We start from the raw sequence: 15,336 nt of genomic DNA, 5'->3' as shown, positions 1-15,336 counted from the left end.
TGTTACTCCTGGTCTGCCCAGTACTTGTCCGCCTCGGCCTGGATCGCCTCAAGGAACGGCAACGGGTCACCGGGGTTGGCGATGAAGGCACCGAACTGCTCCAGCGCGACGGTCAGGATCGGCGTCGGAGTCGTCTCGTAGTAGCGGTCGTAGGTCTCGTAAGCGCCGCCGGCGATGGTGGTGCCGAGCTCCTTGAGCATCGGGTCGTTGACGGTGGCCTTCGGGTTGAAGGCGACGTCACCGCGGGCCTTGCTCCACGCGGTCTGCGCGTCGGGGGACATCCACCACTCGGAGTAGGCCATACCGAGCGTCTTCTGCGAGGAGTTCTCGGCCACGCAGAGCGGACCGGACTCGACGGCCACGGGCGTCTTGGCCAGACCCGGGTTCGTCGCGGGGATCACGAACATGCCGTAGTCCTCACCGGAGACCATCCCGGCTCCGTCGAGGGAACCGTTGAAGAAGGACCCGAAGTTGATCATCGCGTAGTCGCCCTGCTTGAGGCCGACGGCCGGGTCGACGGTGCTTCCGGCGTCGCTGAACCAGCCCTTCTCCTGCTGGTCGCGCCACGTCTCCATGACCGACACGATCCGCGGGTCGGTGTACTTCACCTCACCGGTGGCCAGTCCCTTGTAGAGAGCCGGGTCGGTGCCCGCGACCATCTGCTGGAACCACGGGAACGTGAACAGCGTGCTGGTCTGGTAGTACGGCGTGATGCCGGCCCCCTTCAGCTTGTCCGCCGCCGCGTTGAGGTCGTCCCACGTGGCCGGGACCTCGATCTTCTGCTCGGCGAAGATGTTCTTGTTGTAATACATCACCCAGTAGGCGATGTTCATCGGAACGCAGTACTGCTTCCCGCCGAAGGTGTACGTGTTGCGCAGGTCCTCCGAGATCCAGCCCTCGTTGACGGCCTTGGTCCAGATGTCGGTCGTCTCGGCGATCAGGCCCTCGTCGACGAGCTCGCCGAGGGAGGGACCGGTCTGCCAGGTGAACAGCCCCGGGCTCTTGTCGGTCCGGAACGACTGGCGGATGAACGCGTCGTACTGGGCGGCGTCGGAGTAGCCGGTGGTGTTCAGGTCGATGTTCACACCGGTCTTGCTGGTCGCGTTGAGCTCGTCGAAGTCGGGCTCCCAGGCGGCCTTGTTGGTGTAGAAGTCGAGCGTCCCCGTCTTCGCGCCGTCGTCATCGCCTCCGCCGCTGCCGCACGCGGCGAGCACCAGGCTCGCGGCGACCGCGGCGGCGACGCCGAGGGTGATCCTCCGTGATCTCATGTTGCGAACTCCTTTGTTCTTCTTCGTCTCAGGGGTGGGGTGGTGGTGGGGTACTGGTCCTTGGTCAGGCCTGGCCGGTGCGGGTGCCCCGGACGGAGGCCTTGAGGGTCCCGAAGCGCTCGCTGCGGGAGCGCTCGGTGCGTCTGATGAGGTAGGGACCGACGGCCGCCGGGATGATGAAGGTCTCGGCGTAGTTGACGCGGTAGGGCTCGAAGGCGCCGGTCGGGCTGACGACCTCGGCCTCGTCGCCTTCGACGAGGTTGAGCACGTTGACGGTGCCTTCGGTGTCGTGGGCGACCTGGTCGGTGAACCAGTGGCGGCGGACCTCGATGAACTCCAGCTCGTGCAGGCCGGTGCGCTCCTCGACGACGTCGCCGTCGTTGGAGAGCTCCTCGACCTGGCCGACGAGGTTGGCCTCGGTCCAGGCGGTGTCGCGGTACCACTCAAGGTTCTGCTCGCCGTGGTCGAGGTGCACCGGGCGGGGGATGCCGTCGAGGCCGAGGCGGCCCCAGTCCCAGAGCTTGAAGGTGAAGATGAACGGGGTCGCCGAGATCTCCAGGACCATCGAGTTCGCGCCCGAGCTGTGCACGGTGCCGGCCGGGATGAGGAAGTGGTCGTGCTTCTTGGCCGGGAAGGTGTTGACGTACTTCTCGGTGTCGAAGGGCCGCTCGCCGGTCTGGGCGATGCGCAGGTCCGCCATCATCGCCTCGCGGTCGATGCCGTCCTTGAAGCCCAGGTAGACCCGGGCGTCGTCGCCGGCGTCGAGGAGGTAGTACGACTCGTCCTGCGTGTAGTGCATCCCGAAGGTCCGCTGGATGTAGTCGGTCAGCGGGTGCACCTGGAGGGAGAGGTTGCCGCCCTCCATGGTGTCGAGGAAGTCGAAGCGGATCGGGAACTCCGCGCCGAAGCGCGCGTAGGTGCGCTCGCCGAGGAGGGCCTTGGGCTGGGTGAGGACGAGGTCGAGGGAGGGGACCTCGACGACCGCGCCGTCAGCGTCGGCGAGCAGGAGCGAGTTCTCCTCCGGCACGCAGTCGAAGCACCAGGCGTAGTTGGGCTTGGTGGGGTCGAGGTCGAGCTTGTGCTTCATCCACTGCCCGCCCCAGGAGCCGGGGTCGAAGAAGGGGACGACGCGGAAGGGGCGGTGCGCGGCGCCTTCGATGGCGGCGCGGAAGGCCTCGCCGGTGATCATGCCGGGTACGCGCGCGCCGGGTTCGGCGGCGCCGAGGGCGTTGGCGTCGAACACGAAGTCGACGCGGTCGAACATGGTCCGCTTGTGGCGGTCGGCCATGCGCCATTCCACGAAGAAGCCGCGCTTGTACTTGCGCAGGCGGTCCTCCTCGGGGTTCTCGGCGCGCCAGTTGGTGGCGCCGAGGCGCTGGCGGAGCTGGATCTCCCAGCGCGCCATGTCGGCGAGGACGAGCACGTAGGGGGTCGCGGCGCGGCGGGCGACGAGGTCGGCGCCCCAGCCGAGCAGGACGGTCGGCCGGTCGTCGGCGAGCACGTCGGCGGCGGTCGCGGCGAGGCGGTCGTCGTCGTAGAAGGCGTCGACGGTGGCGTGCGACATGACGCCGAAGACGCGGTCGTCGGTGAGGTTCTCGGCGATGAAGGCGTCGATCTCGGCGAGGGGCCGTGCGGCGGTTTCCTCGACGTCGACGATCCGCCATTGCGGGAGCGCGTCGGCGATCTCTTTGGCGATCAGCGGGAGGTCCGCGCCCGGGTAGGCGTCGACGACGACCAGCGGTGTGCTCCCGGCCGCCTTGCCGGAGGCGGCTTCGGCGACCCGGGTCCACGCCGTCGCGCCGGTGAGCACGCGGGCGTCGGCCGGCAGCGGCACGGTCGGCTGCTTCTCGTAGCGGCCGATCGGGTCGGTGGAGGACGGACTGGCGGTTGGCACGAATGCTCCTTCTAGGAATGCTCGCCGGCGGCGAGGACGGACAGTCCGCGCAGCACCGAGAGTTCGGGTCGTTGGGGTATGACGAAGTCCGGCCGGTGGGAGCTCGTCCAGAGGTGTTCGGTGACGTAGGCCTCGATCGGGACGGCGACGGCTCCCCCGGCGCGGAGGATGCCGCCGGAGAGGATGACGACGTCGGGGTCGTAGGCGTGGCAGAGCGAGACCGCGGTGGCGCCCCAGGCGCGGACGGCGCGGTCGAGCAGGTCGGCGGCGGCGGCGTCGCCGGTCTCGGCGGCGGCGATCATCTCCCGGACGTCGGTGACGGCGTCGCCGCGGGTGGCGAGGTCGCGGCGGATGGCCCAGGCGCCCGCGATGGACTCGGCGCAGCCGACGTTGCCGCAGTTGCACAGTCCGCCGTCGAGGTCGACGGTCAGGTGGCCGCCGAGGATGCCGGCGTGGTCGTGGGCGCCGCGCAGGACGGTGCCGTTCATGACGGCGGCGGTGCCGATGCCGGTGCCGAGGGTCATCAGGACGGCGTCGTGTGCTCCCGCGGCCGAGCCTGTGGAGATCTCGCCGACGAGCGCGGCCCGGGCGTCGTTCTCGATGACGGCCGGGAGCCCGAAGGAGGTCCGGGCCCAGGCGATGAGGTCGAGGTCGCCGAGGCGGGGGTGTTTGCCGTGGGCTTTGACGAGGCGGCCGGCCGCGCGGTCGACGACGCCGGGGACGGCGATGCCGGCCGCGGTGGGCGCGAGCTCGGCGACCAGTGCCCGGGCCGTGTCGGCGACGCGCTCGACGTCGCCGTCACCGACGGGGACCGTCTCGGTGCGGACGGGTGCGCCCTGCCGGAGGACGCCGAGTTTGATCTCGGATCCACCGAAGTCGATGCAGAGCTCCATCGCCGGTCTACCTCCTCGCCCGCGGCTTGATCACCGCCATCTTCGATCTTGATGATCGTGGAGGTTGGTAACGTTACCAACAGGCTGTGAGACTGGCAACCCCCCGGTCACGGGATGGAAATCTCAGGGATATTCGATGGTCACGGGCAGTTCGACGGTCCTGGCCGCCTCGGCGGTGTCGTCGTCGAGCCTGGCGAAGAGCAGGGTCGCCGCCTCGCGCCCGAGCAGGCGCGCGTCATGGTCGATCACCGTCACCGGCACCGGCATGAGCTCGGACAACTCGAAGTCGTCGAAGCTCACCATGGACGGGTGCGGCCCGGGCAGGCCGTCTCGGATCCGCCGGCCGATCTCGCGCAGGGCACCGATGCTGTTCCGGTTGTTCGCGCTGAAGATCGCCGTGGGCGGCTCGTCGAGGTCGAGCATCACCCTGGCCGCGCGACTCGCCGCGTCGACGTCCTGCTGGTCCCGCGCGACGATCGCGGTGTCGATCGGGACACCGCGCTCGGTCATGGCCCGCTCGAAGCCGCGATAGCGGCGCTCCCCGGTGAACACCGAGGTCCGGTTCCCGAGGAAACCGATGCGCGTGTGACCCGCGTCGAGCAGGGAGATCGTGCCCCGGTAGGAGCCGCCGACGTCGTCGAGGAGCACCGTGTCGACGTCGAGACCGGGCACCCGGCGCGAGGCGAGGACCAGCGGGACGTGCCCCAGCCGTTCCGGCCGCAGGTGCGCGGCGTCGCCACTGGTCGGCACGAGGATGAGCCCGTCGACCTGGCGCCCGATGAAGTCGCTCACCAGCTGCCGCTCGCGCGCGACGTCCTCACCGGTATTGCCCAGGATGATCCGCCGGCCGTGCTCGGCGGCGACCTCTTCGACACCGAGCGCGAAACTGCCGTAGTAGGGGTTGGCGAGGTTCGTGATCGCGATCCCGATGAGGCCGCTGGGCTGTCCCGGACGCAGGCTGCGCGCGTTCTCGTTGCGGAAGTAGCCGAGCTCGCGGACGGCCGCCATCACGCGTTCCTGAAGATCCGGGCGCACGTTGCGGCCTCCGGCGAGCGTGCGGGAGGCGGTCATCGGGCTCACCCCCGCGAGGTTCGCGACCTCCTTGATGGTCGGCTGGCGCGCCCCTTGAGGCTTCGACATGCCCACCCTCCTTCGCCTCGTGCGCCGATCCTATGCGAACTCCGCGCTACCGGACGCGGCCGCCGGAGTGACACCGCGACGGCCCTTCCCACGCGCCGATCGGCCGAAATGCACCCGAACGCGGCTCTCATGATCGCCCGCGGCGGTCGGTGCGCACACCGTGACTTCCGCCACCATGGCGCGACCGGGGCCGGGCACGACCCGGCCACTCGACAGTGCCTTCGCGGAAGGCGCCCTCACCCGTGCGCGTCGATGTCCGACCCGGCTGCGACACTTCGCCGACAAGCGGGCCGCCGTCCACCGGCGCGACGCGCGCGGACGGCGTCCGGGAAAGGGAGTGCCCGCATGCGGCTGCTGTTCGGCACACGGCCTTCGGAGTCGTCGTGGATCAGGTCGGTGTGGACCTGCGCCAGCGGCGAACTTACCGAGATGACATCGGTCGCGTCACCGACGTGGGGCCTGGTGTTCTGGGAGCAGGCGGGCCGCGCCCACGCGGCCGTCACCGGCCCCGAGACCGGCACCGCGACCGCACCGGTCCCCGAAGGGGCCGCGTTCACCGGCATCGAGTTCGCCGTCGGCACATCGTTGCGCGCGGTCGCCACCAGGTCCCTGGTCAACGGGGGCATCGCGCTGCCGGACACGACCCGGCGGTCGTTCCGCCTCGGCGGCCGCCGCTGGGAGACGCCCGGGCCCGACGACGCCGAGGCGCTCGTCCGGCGGCTCGTCGGCGACGAGATCGTGATCCGCGATCCGCTCCTGGCACCCGCGAAGCCCCCACCGGTCGGCGAGCGCACCCTCGAACGCCGGTTCCGCGCCGCCACGGGCCTGACCCGGGGAGCGGTGCGGCAGATCGTGCGGGCTCGCACGGCCGCGGAGCGGCTGGCCTCGGGCGCGGTGACCGGCGATGTCGTGGCGGCGCTCGGCTTCTACGACGAGCCGCACCTCGCCCGGGCCCTGCGGCGCTACATCGGATGGACCGCGACGCAGCTCCGCGAGGGCCGTGGTGGCGCGATCGCCCTCGACCTCGACGCTCAGCGCACGACCTCGTAGATCAGCTTCGCCACGCCGTTGGAGTACGTCGCCGACTCCCGCAGGCGCAGGTTCCGCCGGTCCACGTCGGCGTCGGTGAACAGGCGCTTGCCCGCACCCAGGAGCACCGGGAACACCAGCAGGTTGTAGCGGTCGATCAGACCGGCCTCGCCGAGGCGCCGGGCGAGTTCGGCGCTGCCGTGGATGAACACGGCACCGCCGTCGCCTTCCTTGAGCGCGGCGACGTCCTCGGTCGAGCGCAGGATCGTGATCGGGCCCCAGCCGTCGACGAGGGCGTCGTCGTCCAGTGTGCTCGACACGACGTATTTGGGCAGGTCGCGGTAGGCGGCGTGGTCCTCCGAGCCGGGCCAGATCGGCGCGAAGGCCGCGTAGCTGCGCCGCCCGAACATCAGGGCCGTGGTGTCGGCGAGTTCCTCGCCTTTGAGCGCGTAGGCCTCGGGTACGAACTCGGTGTCGAAGACCCAGCCTCCGCCCCGGTGTCCTTCGACGACGCCGCCGGGTGAGTCGACGATCCCGTCGAGGGTCATGAAACCGGTGTAGACCAGTTCGCGCATCGTGTGTTCCTCCAGGTGAGCGGCCCTGCGCCGCCCTCCCGCGTCACGTTAGAGGACGGGGGCGCCGGCGTCTTGGACGAAACCGACACGGCTCAGCGCCCGGTGGCGCCGTCGATGAGCTCGCGGATGATGTCGGCGTGCCCGGCGTGGCGGCCGGTCTCCTCGATCATGTGGGTGAGCGCCCATCGCAGGCTCGGTGAGCGGCCGGTACGGCCCGGCATCGGTGCGCCCGGGTCGGTCTGGCCGTCGAGCGTCTGGTTGGCGCGGTCGACGGTCTCGCGGTAGCGGGTGACGATGTCGGCGACGCTGTCGCGCGGGTCTGGCCGGAAGGTCGCCTGCCAGTCGGTGACCTTCGCGCCGAGGAAGGTCGCGTCCTCGACGGCGACGAGGTGGTTGAGCAGGCCGAGCAGGCTGGTACCGGAGGGGACCGCGGGCTCGCGGACGCGCGGTTCGGGGGCTCCCTCGACCTTCCGCGCGATGGCGTCGCGCAGGTAGTCGAGGAATCCGCGCAGGACTTCCACCTCGGTGTTGGCCGTGCGCGGTGGCGGGCTGTCGGTGCGTCGCTTCGTGGTCCTCATGGTGTCGACCGTGCGCTCCCCCATGCCGGACTTGCAAGGCCTCATGCCGTTCCGGCAAGCTGGTGTCATGCGGCAGACGAGACGAGACGTCCTGGACGCGGTGGGTCCGCGCCTGCGCGAGCTGCGGCGGCGTCGCGGCCTGACCCTCGCCGAGCTGGCCGAACGGACCGGCGTCAACCAGAGCACCCTGTCACGCCTGGAGGGCGGTGCCCGCAAGCCGACCCTCGAACTGCTGCTCCCCCTGGCCGAGGTCTACGCCGTCCCCCTCGACGATCTCGTCGGCGCTCCCCGCACCGGGGATCCGCGCATTCACCCGCGGCCGGTCGTCCGCGACGGGATGACCTACGTGCCGCTCAGCAGCCCCGGCGGCGTCGCGGCCCACAAGCTCGTGATTCCGCCGAGGCCCGGTGCCGAGCCGGAGCTGAAGACCCATGAGGGATTCGAGTGGGTCTATGTGATCTCCGGCAGGCTCCACCTGGTCCTCGGCGACCGCGACCTCGTCCTCAAGGCCGGTGAGGCCGCCGAGTTCGACACCCACCTCCCGCACTGGCTGGGCGCCGACGGCGACCGTCCCGTCGAGCTGCTCGTCCTCTTCGGGCGCCAGGGCGAGCGGGCGCATCTCAAGGCGCGCACCGTCGGGACACCGTGAGTCGCTGAATCGTCCCGGGACTTTCCTCGCATCCCGGCCACTCCGCCAGCCCTAAGCTGATGTTCGGTGACCTCCCCCGGGGTCACCGCTCGCCCGGGCCGGCACCCGGCGAGCCGGGGCACGAACCGGCCGCGCCCCCGGGTCCGGCGAGAGCCCCACCGGCACACGTCACAAGGAGACCACCATGCGAGGACGACTCGCCTTATCCGTTCTGGCGGTGGCGGCCGTCGTGGCCGCCGCGCTGTCCATGCCGCCCGACCCGGCGGCGGCCGATCCCGCCGCCGCGGCGGCGGAGACGACCGGCCAGTACCGCGTCATCGGGCCCGAGACCCGGGCCGACGCCACGGCGATCGCCGGTACCGGCGCGGCCATCGACTTCATCGAGCACGGCACCGTGTTCATCACCGCCACGCCCTCCGAGGTGGCCGCGATCAAGCGGCTCGGCTTCGACGTCGAGGGATTAGCCGCCCCGTCGCCGATCTCGCCGGAGGACCCGCAGATCTTCGGCTTCCCGCCCGCCGACTCCGGTTACCACGACTACAACGAGACGCTCGCCGAGATCAACCGGATCACCGCGGCATACCCGTCGGTGGCCAGCAGCCGCGTCATCGGCCGCTCCTACGAGGGCCGCGACATCGTGGCGCTGAAGATCTCCGACAACGTCGGCACCGACGAGAACGAGCCCGAGATCCTCTTCAACGCCAACATCCACGCCCGCGAGCACCTGACCACCGAGCAGGCGCTGTACCTGGCGAACCTGTTCACCGCCTCCTACGGCTCCGACTCGCGGATCAAGAACATCGTCGACGGCCGCGAACTGTGGATCATCCCGATGCTCAACCCCGACGGCAGCATGTACGACATCGCCACCGGCTCGTACCGCTCGTGGCGCAAGAACCGGCAGCCCAACAGCGGCTCGACCGCCGTCGGCACCGACCTCAACCGCAACTTCGGCTACAAGTGGGGCTGCTGCGGCGGTTCCAGTGGCAGCCCGAGCAGCGACACCTACCGCGGCACGTCGGCGTTCTCCTCCCCGGAGATCCAGGTCTTCCGCGACTTCGTGCTGTCCCGCCGCGTCGGCGGCACGCAGCAGATCAAGGCGCACATCGACATCCACTCCTATTCGGAGCTGGTCCTCTGGCCGTACGGCTACACCTATTCCGACACCGCCGAGGGCATGACGCAAGACCAGTACAACACCTTCGCGACCATCGGCAACGAGATGGCCGACGCCAACGGATACACACCCGAGCAGTCCAGCGAGCTGTACATCACCGACGGCGACTCCACCGACTGGATGTGGGGCGACCAGCGGATCTGGTCCTTCACCTTCGAGATGTACCCGGCCTCGGCGAGTCCCGGCTTCTACCCGCCCGACGAGGTGATCCCGGCGCAGACCGCGCGCAACAAGGAGTCGATCCTGAGGCTCGCCGAGTACGCCGACTGCCCCTACCGGGCCATCGGCAAGGAGGCCGAGTACTGCGGTGGCACCCCCGCCAACGACTTCGCGGTGTCGGTGGCTCCGGCCTCGGGTTCGGCCAACCCCGGCGCGTCGGTGACCGCGACGGTCTCGACGCAGACGACGTCGGGTCAGGCGCAGCCGGTGACACTGTCGGCGACCGGTCTGCCGAGCGGCGCGACGGCGGCGTTCTCGCCCCCGGTGCCCACGTCGGGAACGTCGTCGACGATGACGATCCAGACCGCGGCGAGCACACCGCCGGGGAGCTATCCGGTGACGATCAGGGGTACGGGCTCCGGGGTCACGCGGACGACGACGTATCAGCTGACCGTGAACGGATCGGTGCCCGGCTCCTGCGTCGGGTACGAGACCAACCGCAGCGGGTCGCTGACGTCGGGTGCGAGCGCGTACCAGCCGGACGGGACGTACTTCGAGACCACCGTCTCCGGTGCGCACCGGGCCTGCCTTGACGGGCCGACCGGGACCGACTACGACCTCTACCTGCAGAAGTGGAACGGAAGCAGCTGGACGAACGTCGCGCAGGCGACGTCGTCGCGGCCTGACGAGACGCTGACGTACAACGGGACCGCGGGACGCTACCGCTACCGCGTCCACGCATACTCCGGCAGCGGCAACTACTCCATGGGCTTCGACGCGCCCTAGCGGCGAGGTTCGGGCGGGTGCGCGGCAGGCCGCGCACCCGCTTTCCGCCGTCTGTTCAGAGCACGCCCGCCCTCGCCGCGCCCAGCGCGGTTCGCGCCGCCTGGTCTGCCGCCTCGTCCCCGACGGGCTCGGCGGTGATCAGCGCGCGCAGGTAGAGCGGCGCCATCATCGCCTTGACGACCGCGTCGGGGCGCGTGCCGGCGGGGAGCTCGCCGCGCTCGACGGCGCGGGTCACGACGACGGCGGCGCGCTCAAGGCGGCCGGCGAAGAAGTCGCGCTTCAGTTCGGCGATCGCCGGGACGCGGACGCCCTCGGCGACCATCGTGGTGACGACGGCCGTGCCGGTCGGGCCGCTGAGCCAGGCGGCGAGCGCCCGCGCGAGGGCGCGCAGGTCGCCCTCGGCCGTTCCTGTGTCGGGGATGGGGACGTCGGCGGCGACGTGCGCGGCGAGCGCGTCGGCGACCAGGGAGTCGCGGTCGGCCCAGCGGCGGTAGACGGTCGTCTTGTGCACGCCCGCGCGGGTGGCGACGGCCTCGACGGTGAGGGCGGCGTAGCCGGTGGCCGCGAGTTCGGCGACGGTCGCGGCGTGGACGGCCGCCTGGACCTTGGGGCCGCGTCCAATGGTGGGCCGAGTACTCAAAGCTACTCCAAGTTGCGATAGCGGGAAGGACGTGCGATGCTCAGATTATCGCAACATACAGTTGCGATAGTGGAGAGGAGTTCCATGTCCCACCGCAGCGGACGGGTCGCCGTGGTCACCGGCGCCAACAGCGGCATCGGCCAGGTCACCGCGCGCGAACTCGCCAGGGGCGGCGCCCGCGTCGTCCTCGCCTGCCGCGACGCCGGGCGCGGAGCCGCCGCGCTCGCACGGCTGCGCGCCGAGGTGCCCGGCGCCGATGCGGAGGTGCGGAGCCTGGACCTCGCCGACCTGGGCTCGATCCGCGCCTTCGCCGACGCCTGGCGGGGCCCGCTCGACCTCCTGGTCAACAACGCCGGGATCGCGATGGTCCCCCACGCCCGCACGGCCGACGGCTTCGAATCGCAGTTCGGCGTCAACCATCTCGGCACCTTCGCGCTGACCGGCCGGCTCCTGCCGCACCTGCTCGACGCATCCGCCCCGCGCGTGGTCACCGTCAGCAGCGAAGGGCAGCGCTTCGCCCGCTTCGACATGGGCAACCTCAACGCCGAACGCCACTACCGCCCCGCCTTCGCCTACGTGCAGTCCAAGCGCGCGAACCTGTACTTCGCCGTCCACCTGCAGCGGCTCGCCGACGCGGCCGAGGCACCCCTGCGCAGCATCGCCGTCGCTCCCGGCCTCACCCGGACCAACGTCCTCACCGGCGGCGCCAACGGGACCCGCGGCCGTGTCTACGCGGCCACCGTCGGCCTGCTCGTCCGGCTCGCCTTTCAGCCCACGGACCGTGGAGCGCGCACGTCGCTGCTCGCCGCCACCGACCCCGATCTGCCCGGCGGCTCCTATCTCGTTCCGAGCGGCCCGTTCCAGCTGCGCGGACGGCCGATCCGCCGCACCGGCGAGCGCGCCCAGCGCGACATCGCGACCGCCCGGGGACTGTGGCGGCTGTCCGAGGAGATGACCGGCGTGCGCTACGCCGGGCTGGCGCCGTCGCCGCGCTGACACCCGCTCTGACCTGTGCGTGTGTGCCGGCGGGCGACAACGGGTAGGCCAAGAGCATCCCGATGCCATTCCAAGGAGGAACCATGCAGAAGACCTACGAGAAGTCGATCGACGTGTCGGTCCCCGTCTCGCGGGCCTACAACCAGTGGACGCAGTTCGAGTCGTTCCCGCGGTTCATGGAAGGCGTCCAGGAGGTCCGGCAGCTCAGCGACACGCGAACGCACTGGAAGACCAGCATCGCCGGCGTCGAGCGCGAGTTCGAGGCCGAGATCGATGAGCAGCATCCCGACGAGCGGATCGCGTGGCACAGCCTCGACAACCCGCGTCAGGCCGGTGTGGTGACCTTCCACCGGATCGACGAGACCAGCACGAGGGTGTACCTCCAGATGGCCTTCGAGCCGGAGGGCGCCGCCGAGACCGTCGGTGCCGTGACGGGCGTCGTGGGCGGCCGCATTCAGGGTGACCTGGAACGGTTCAAGGACTTCATCGAGTCCAGCGACCACGAGACCGGCGCGTGGCGTGGCGACATCTCCCCTCCGGGGCAGACCGCCCTATAGCCGGGTGAGTGAAGGAGGCGCCGGGACCCGTGTCGGTCCCGGCGCTTCTTCACGCCGCGGCTGTGCCCCATACGACCGAGCCCGGCCGCGGAGTCCTCATCGGACTCCGCGGCCGGGCGCCGGTGCGGTCGGGGGCGCGTCAGGCCGCGTCCAGCGCATCGGTGATCTTGCGGACCATCGCGGCCACGGGCGGCGTCGGCTCGCCGCCCGTGGCCGCGATGCCGGCCTCGACGGCGGTGCGGACGACGTCGCGGAAGTTGTCGGCCTCGGCGGCGTCCTGCTTACCCAGCAGCGCGACCGACTCGGTCAGTGCGGGCAGGACCTGGTCGGCGAGCGTCGCGCTGTTCTTGTATTCGAGCTTCTCCTTCGCCTTCTCGGCGAGGGCGTGCCCGACCGGGCCGGTCGCCGAGCTCAGCGCCAGGGTGCCCGCGGTGGCGATCTTGTGCGGGGAGCCGGATCCGGCGGCGAAGGACAGCAGCATGATGGCGCCGTTGGCGGCGGTGCGGATGGTGGCCTTGTCGGTGTCGGTGAGGTTGACGGACATGGTGACGTGCTCCTTTGGGTGGCGGTGTTGGCCGGGGGCCCGGGCGGGCCCCCGTGGCGTGCGGTGGGGTTGTCAGGCGTCGATCGCCTGGTAGACCGTGGTCCAGAAGTCGTGGATCAGTTGCATCGAGTTCGCGTTGGACGCACCGACCTGGGTCAGCAGGATCCCGGTGAGGCCGTTGGCCGGGTCGGCGTAGGTCGCGGTGCCGCTGCCGCCGTCCCAGCCGAACTGGCCGACCGGCGCGTAGTCGCCCCGGTAGGTGCGCACCGCCATCCCGAAGCCCCAGCCGCCGTGCTGGCCCTGGCCGTGCGAGATGTGGATGTTGTCACTGGCCAAAGCGGTGCGGGCGGCGGTCTGCTCGGCGGAGAGGCGGTTGGTGGTCATCAGCTCGACGGCGGGGCGGGACAGGATCCGCCCGCCCTCGTGGACGCCGCCGTTGAGGAGCATCCGGAAGTAGGCGAGGTAGTCGTCGGCGGTCGAGACCAGGCCACCGCCACCGCTCTGGAACGGCGGGGGGCTGCTCCAGCGTCCACCGTCGGCGGCGTCCCACACGTGGAACTCACCGGTCTCCGGGTCGGGTGCGTAGAGGTCCGGCAGCCGGTCGAGCTTCTCGGCCGGCACGTGGAATCCGGTGTCCTTCATGCCCAGCGGCCCGAAGACGCGCTCGCGGAGGAACTCCTCGTGCGACTTCCCCGAGACCCTTGCCACCAGGACGCTGAGGACGTCGTGACTGACCTGGTACTGCCAGCGCTCACCGGGCTGCTGCATCAGCGGCAGGGTGCCGAGGCGGCGGATCCACTCGTCGGGTCCGGGCATCGGCTCCATGCCGTTGGGCGTGAGGTTCTGCTCGAAGAGCGCACCGAAGATCGGGGTGCCGATCGCGGTCATGTCCATGCCGATCCCGAAGGTGGAGTTCAGCAGGTCGCGCACGGTGATCGGCCGCTTCGCCGGCTCGGTCTCGTCGAGCGGGCCGTCGATGCGCTTGAGCACCTGCCGGTCGGCGAGTTCCGGGAGCCACGCGTCGACCGGGTCGTCGAGGCGGATGCGGCACTCGTCGAGGAGGATCATGGCCGCCGACATCGCGAGCGGCTTCGAGGTCGAGGCCATGCGGAAGATCGTGTCGCGGCGCATCGGCTCGCCGCCGCCCTGGCGCATCGTGCCCAGTGCCTCGACGTGGGTTTCGCCGCCGCGGTCGACCAGGGCGACGACGCCGGGGATCCTGCCGGATTCGACGTGCCGTTCGAGGATGCCGCGCAGCCGGTCCAGGCCGTCCTTGGTGAAGCCGCGTCCGGTGCCGTTGTGCTGTTCCATTGCGAAACTCCTTGGTGGGGATCCGGTCTGAGCGACCGGCGGGGTGTGCGTCTCAGTTGTTGATGCCACTGTGGGCGGCCGGACTGTCATGGCGCTGTTGCGACGCTGTCACCGCTCGGCGGGCCGTGTAAGGGCGGCGGCGTCGGGGACAGGAGGTCTTTGCGCGTGCCGGCGGCGGCACCGGTCGCGACCAGCAGGAGGACGGCGCTGTACGCGGCGGTACGCAGGACGGCGGTGTCGCGATCGTCGAGGGCGGAGGTCATGGTGGCGTGCTCCTTGATGCGTGTCGGGGTCAGTCGCGGGGGCCGAGGAACCAGCCGCCGGTCACGTCCAGGACGCCGCCGGTGACCCAGCGGGCGTCGTCGGAGGCGAGGAAGGCGATCGCCGCGGCGATGTCGGCGGGCCGGCCGACGCGGTCGAGCGCGTTGGCCGCGCCCAGCCGCTCCTCCACGGCCGGGGTGGCCACCATCCAGTCCGAGGACTCCGTCAGGGTCGGCCCCGGGGCCACGGCGTTGACGGTGATGCCGCGTTTCCCGACCTGCTGGGCCAGGCCGAGCGAGAGCGCGTTGATCGCGCCCTTGGCCATGGCGTGGGCGAGTGCGGGCCGCGCGACGCGGGTCGCCGCCGAGGAGAGGTTGATGATGCGGCCGTCGTCGGCCATGATCGCCAGGGCGCGCTGGATGATGAAGAACGGTGCCTTGACGTTGACGGCGAGCAGCCGGTCGAAGGTCTCGGGGGTGGTCTCGGCGAGTGATCCGGCCGAGGGCAGGGCGGCGTTGTTGACGAGGATGTCCAGCGGCCGCCCGGCCAGGCCGGTCTCCAGTCCGGTGAAGAGGGCGTCGATGTCGCCGTCGGTGCCGAATGCGGCGCGGACGGGAAAGGCGCGGCCGCCGGCCTGTTCGATCTCGGCGAGGGTCTGCGCGGCGGCGTCGTCGTTGCCGGCGTAGTGGACCGCGACCAGGGCGCCCTCGACGGCCAGGCGCAGCGCGATCGCCCTGCCGATGCCTCGGGAGGCGCCGGTCACCAGGGCGGTCTTGCCGTTGAGAGCGGTCATGCGGTCACTCCTCGGTCCAGATCGACTGGAGTGAACGCTAGGGCCGATCGCGCCGGAAGTAATGAGTAAGGTGACTCAGGTTTTGT

At 70.8% G+C, this 15,336-nt stretch carries 16 protein-coding genes; 5 read left to right on the top strand and 11 right to left on the bottom strand.

Going from position 1 to position 15,336, the window contains the following annotated elements; genetic code table 11:
* Positions 1-2 precede the first annotated feature (2 nt).
* From HNR73_RS28555 to HNR73_RS28540, 4 genes are all read right to left on the bottom strand, one after another.
* The gene (locus HNR73_RS28555) at positions 3-1,268 is read right to left on the bottom strand and encodes an ABC transporter substrate-binding protein (protein WP_184790756.1); all 1,266 of its coding nucleotides are present in this window, start codon (positions 1,266-1,268) and stop codon (positions 3-5) included.
* Between the two features lie 64 nt (positions 1,269-1,332).
* A complete protein-coding gene (locus HNR73_RS28550; RefSeq protein WP_184790755.1) occupies positions 1,333-3,162 on the bottom strand; it encodes a class I mannose-6-phosphate isomerase in 1,830 nt (609 codons plus the stop codon).
* Positions 3,163-3,173: 11 nt separating this feature from the next.
* Positions 3,174-4,055, bottom strand: a complete 882-nt coding sequence (locus tag HNR73_RS28545) for an ROK family protein (RefSeq protein WP_184790754.1) — start codon at positions 4,053-4,055, stop codon at positions 3,174-3,176.
* Between the two features lie 123 nt (positions 4,056-4,178).
* Entirely contained in the window at positions 4,179-5,195 is a 1,017-nt protein-coding gene (locus HNR73_RS28540; RefSeq protein ID WP_184790753.1) for a LacI family DNA-binding transcriptional regulator, read from the bottom strand.
* A 345-nt stretch (positions 5,196-5,540) separates the two neighbouring features.
* Here HNR73_RS28540 and HNR73_RS28535 point away from each other — a divergent pair, with 345 nt between their 5' ends.
* On the top strand, positions 5,541-6,245 hold the full coding sequence (locus HNR73_RS28535) for a helix-turn-helix domain-containing protein (RefSeq protein ID WP_184790752.1): 705 nt from the start codon (positions 5,541-5,543) through the stop codon (positions 6,243-6,245).
* Here HNR73_RS28535 and HNR73_RS28530 read toward each other — a convergent pair.
* Complete coding sequence (locus HNR73_RS28530) at positions 6,227-6,799, bottom strand: dihydrofolate reductase family protein (protein WP_184790751.1); 573 nt, start codon at positions 6,797-6,799, stop codon at positions 6,227-6,229. The two genes, HNR73_RS28535 and HNR73_RS28530, sit on opposite strands and share 19 nt — an antisense overlap.
* Before the next feature lie 92 nt (positions 6,800-6,891).
* Positions 6,892-7,377, bottom strand: a complete 486-nt coding sequence (locus tag HNR73_RS28525; RefSeq protein WP_184790750.1) for a DinB family protein — start codon at positions 7,375-7,377, stop codon at positions 6,892-6,894.
* Between the two features lie 67 nt (positions 7,378-7,444).
* Here HNR73_RS28525 and HNR73_RS28520 point away from each other — a divergent pair, with 67 nt between their 5' ends.
* Complete coding sequence (locus HNR73_RS28520) at positions 7,445-8,026, top strand: XRE family transcriptional regulator (RefSeq protein WP_184790749.1); 582 nt, start codon at positions 7,445-7,447, stop codon at positions 8,024-8,026.
* 184 nt (positions 8,027-8,210) lie between these two features.
* Positions 8,211-10,148, top strand: a complete 1,938-nt coding sequence (locus HNR73_RS28515; protein WP_184790748.1) for a M14 family zinc carboxypeptidase — start codon at positions 8,211-8,213, stop codon at positions 10,146-10,148.
* A 55-nt stretch (positions 10,149-10,203) separates the two neighbouring features.
* Here HNR73_RS28515 and HNR73_RS28510 read toward each other — a convergent pair whose 3' ends face one another.
* On the bottom strand, positions 10,204-10,788 hold the full coding sequence (locus HNR73_RS28510) for a TetR/AcrR family transcriptional regulator (RefSeq protein WP_184790747.1): 585 nt from the start codon (positions 10,786-10,788) through the stop codon (positions 10,204-10,206).
* 84 nt (positions 10,789-10,872) lie between these two features.
* On the opposite strand from HNR73_RS28510, the gene HNR73_RS28505 reads away from it, so the two are divergent.
* Both HNR73_RS28505 and HNR73_RS28500 read left to right on the top strand, forming a co-directional pair.
* Positions 10,873-11,784 carry an oxidoreductase gene (locus HNR73_RS28505; RefSeq protein WP_184790746.1) on the top strand — a complete coding sequence of 304 codons (912 nt, stop codon included), beginning with the start codon at positions 10,873-10,875 and terminating at the stop codon, positions 11,782-11,784.
* Between the two features lie 83 nt (positions 11,785-11,867).
* On the top strand, positions 11,868-12,341 hold the full coding sequence (locus HNR73_RS28500) for an SRPBCC family protein (protein WP_184790745.1): 474 nt from the start codon (positions 11,868-11,870) through the stop codon (positions 12,339-12,341).
* A gap of 139 nt (positions 12,342-12,480) precedes the next feature.
* Here the strand turns inward: HNR73_RS28500 and HNR73_RS28495 are convergent, their stop codons facing one another.
* The 4 genes from HNR73_RS28495 to HNR73_RS28480 form a co-directional block, all read right to left on the bottom strand.
* Positions 12,481-12,885, bottom strand: coding sequence for a hypothetical protein (locus HNR73_RS28495; protein WP_184790744.1), 405 nt, complete (start codon positions 12,883-12,885; stop codon positions 12,481-12,483).
* Positions 12,886-12,957: 72 nt separating this feature from the next.
* Positions 12,958-14,196: a serine hydrolase domain-containing protein gene (locus HNR73_RS28490; RefSeq protein ID WP_184790743.1), complete on the bottom strand. Its 1,239-nt coding sequence runs from the start codon at positions 14,194-14,196 to the stop codon at positions 12,958-12,960.
* An 86-nt stretch (positions 14,197-14,282) separates the two neighbouring features.
* On the bottom strand, positions 14,283-14,459 hold the full coding sequence (locus tag HNR73_RS28485; protein ID WP_184790742.1) for a hypothetical protein: 177 nt from the start codon (positions 14,457-14,459) through the stop codon (positions 14,283-14,285).
* A 29-nt stretch (positions 14,460-14,488) separates the two neighbouring features.
* Positions 14,489-15,250 (bottom strand): SDR family NAD(P)-dependent oxidoreductase, encoded by a 762-nt coding sequence (locus HNR73_RS28480; RefSeq protein ID WP_184790741.1) that lies wholly within the window; start codon positions 15,248-15,250, stop codon positions 14,489-14,491.
* Positions 15,251-15,336: the final 86 nt, after the last annotated feature.

Origin of the sequence: Phytomonospora endophytica, from assembly GCF_014202425.1 — a bacterium.
Lineage (GTDB): Bacteria > Actinomycetota > Actinomycetes > Mycobacteriales > Micromonosporaceae > Phytomonospora > Phytomonospora endophytica.
This window is presented reverse-complemented; position numbering and strand designations above follow the sequence as displayed.

Excerpts from the sequence above, each read along its gene's own strand:
- HNR73_RS28485 (WP_184790742.1), bottom strand. The coding sequence starts at position 14,459 with ATGACCTCCGCCCTCGACGATCGCGACACCGCCGTCCTGCGTACCGCC.
- HNR73_RS28480 (WP_184790741.1), bottom strand. The coding sequence starts at position 15,250 with ATGACCGCTCTCAACGGCAAGACCGCCCTGGTGACCGGCGCCTCCCGA.
- HNR73_RS28520 (WP_184790749.1), top strand. The coding sequence starts at position 7,445 with ATGCGGCAGACGAGACGAGACGTCCTGGACGCGGTGGGTCCGCGCCTG.
- HNR73_RS28555 (WP_184790756.1), bottom strand. The coding sequence starts at position 1,268 with ATGAGATCACGGAGGATCACCCTCGGCGTCGCCGCCGCGGTCGCCGCG.
- HNR73_RS28525 (WP_184790750.1), bottom strand. The coding sequence starts at position 7,377 with ATGAGGACCACGAAGCGACGCACCGACAGCCCGCCACCGCGCACGGCC.
- HNR73_RS28540 (WP_184790753.1), bottom strand. The coding sequence starts at position 5,195 with ATGTCGAAGCCTCAAGGGGCGCGCCAGCCGACCATCAAGGAGGTCGCG.
- HNR73_RS28505 (WP_184790746.1), top strand. The coding sequence starts at position 10,873 with ATGTCCCACCGCAGCGGACGGGTCGCCGTGGTCACCGGCGCCAACAGC.
- HNR73_RS28530 (WP_184790751.1), bottom strand. The coding sequence starts at position 6,799 with ATGCGCGAACTGGTCTACACCGGTTTCATGACCCTCGACGGGATCGTC.
- HNR73_RS28535 (WP_184790752.1), top strand. The coding sequence starts at position 5,541 with ATGCGGCTGCTGTTCGGCACACGGCCTTCGGAGTCGTCGTGGATCAGG.
- HNR73_RS28500 (WP_184790745.1), top strand. The coding sequence starts at position 11,868 with ATGCAGAAGACCTACGAGAAGTCGATCGACGTGTCGGTCCCCGTCTCG.
- HNR73_RS28545 (WP_184790754.1), bottom strand. The coding sequence starts at position 4,055 with ATGGAGCTCTGCATCGACTTCGGTGGATCCGAGATCAAACTCGGCGTC.
- HNR73_RS28515 (WP_184790748.1), top strand. The coding sequence starts at position 8,211 with ATGCGAGGACGACTCGCCTTATCCGTTCTGGCGGTGGCGGCCGTCGTG.
- HNR73_RS28495 (WP_184790744.1), bottom strand. The coding sequence starts at position 12,885 with ATGTCCGTCAACCTCACCGACACCGACAAGGCCACCATCCGCACCGCC.
- HNR73_RS28490 (WP_184790743.1), bottom strand. The coding sequence starts at position 14,196 with ATGGAACAGCACAACGGCACCGGACGCGGCTTCACCAAGGACGGCCTG.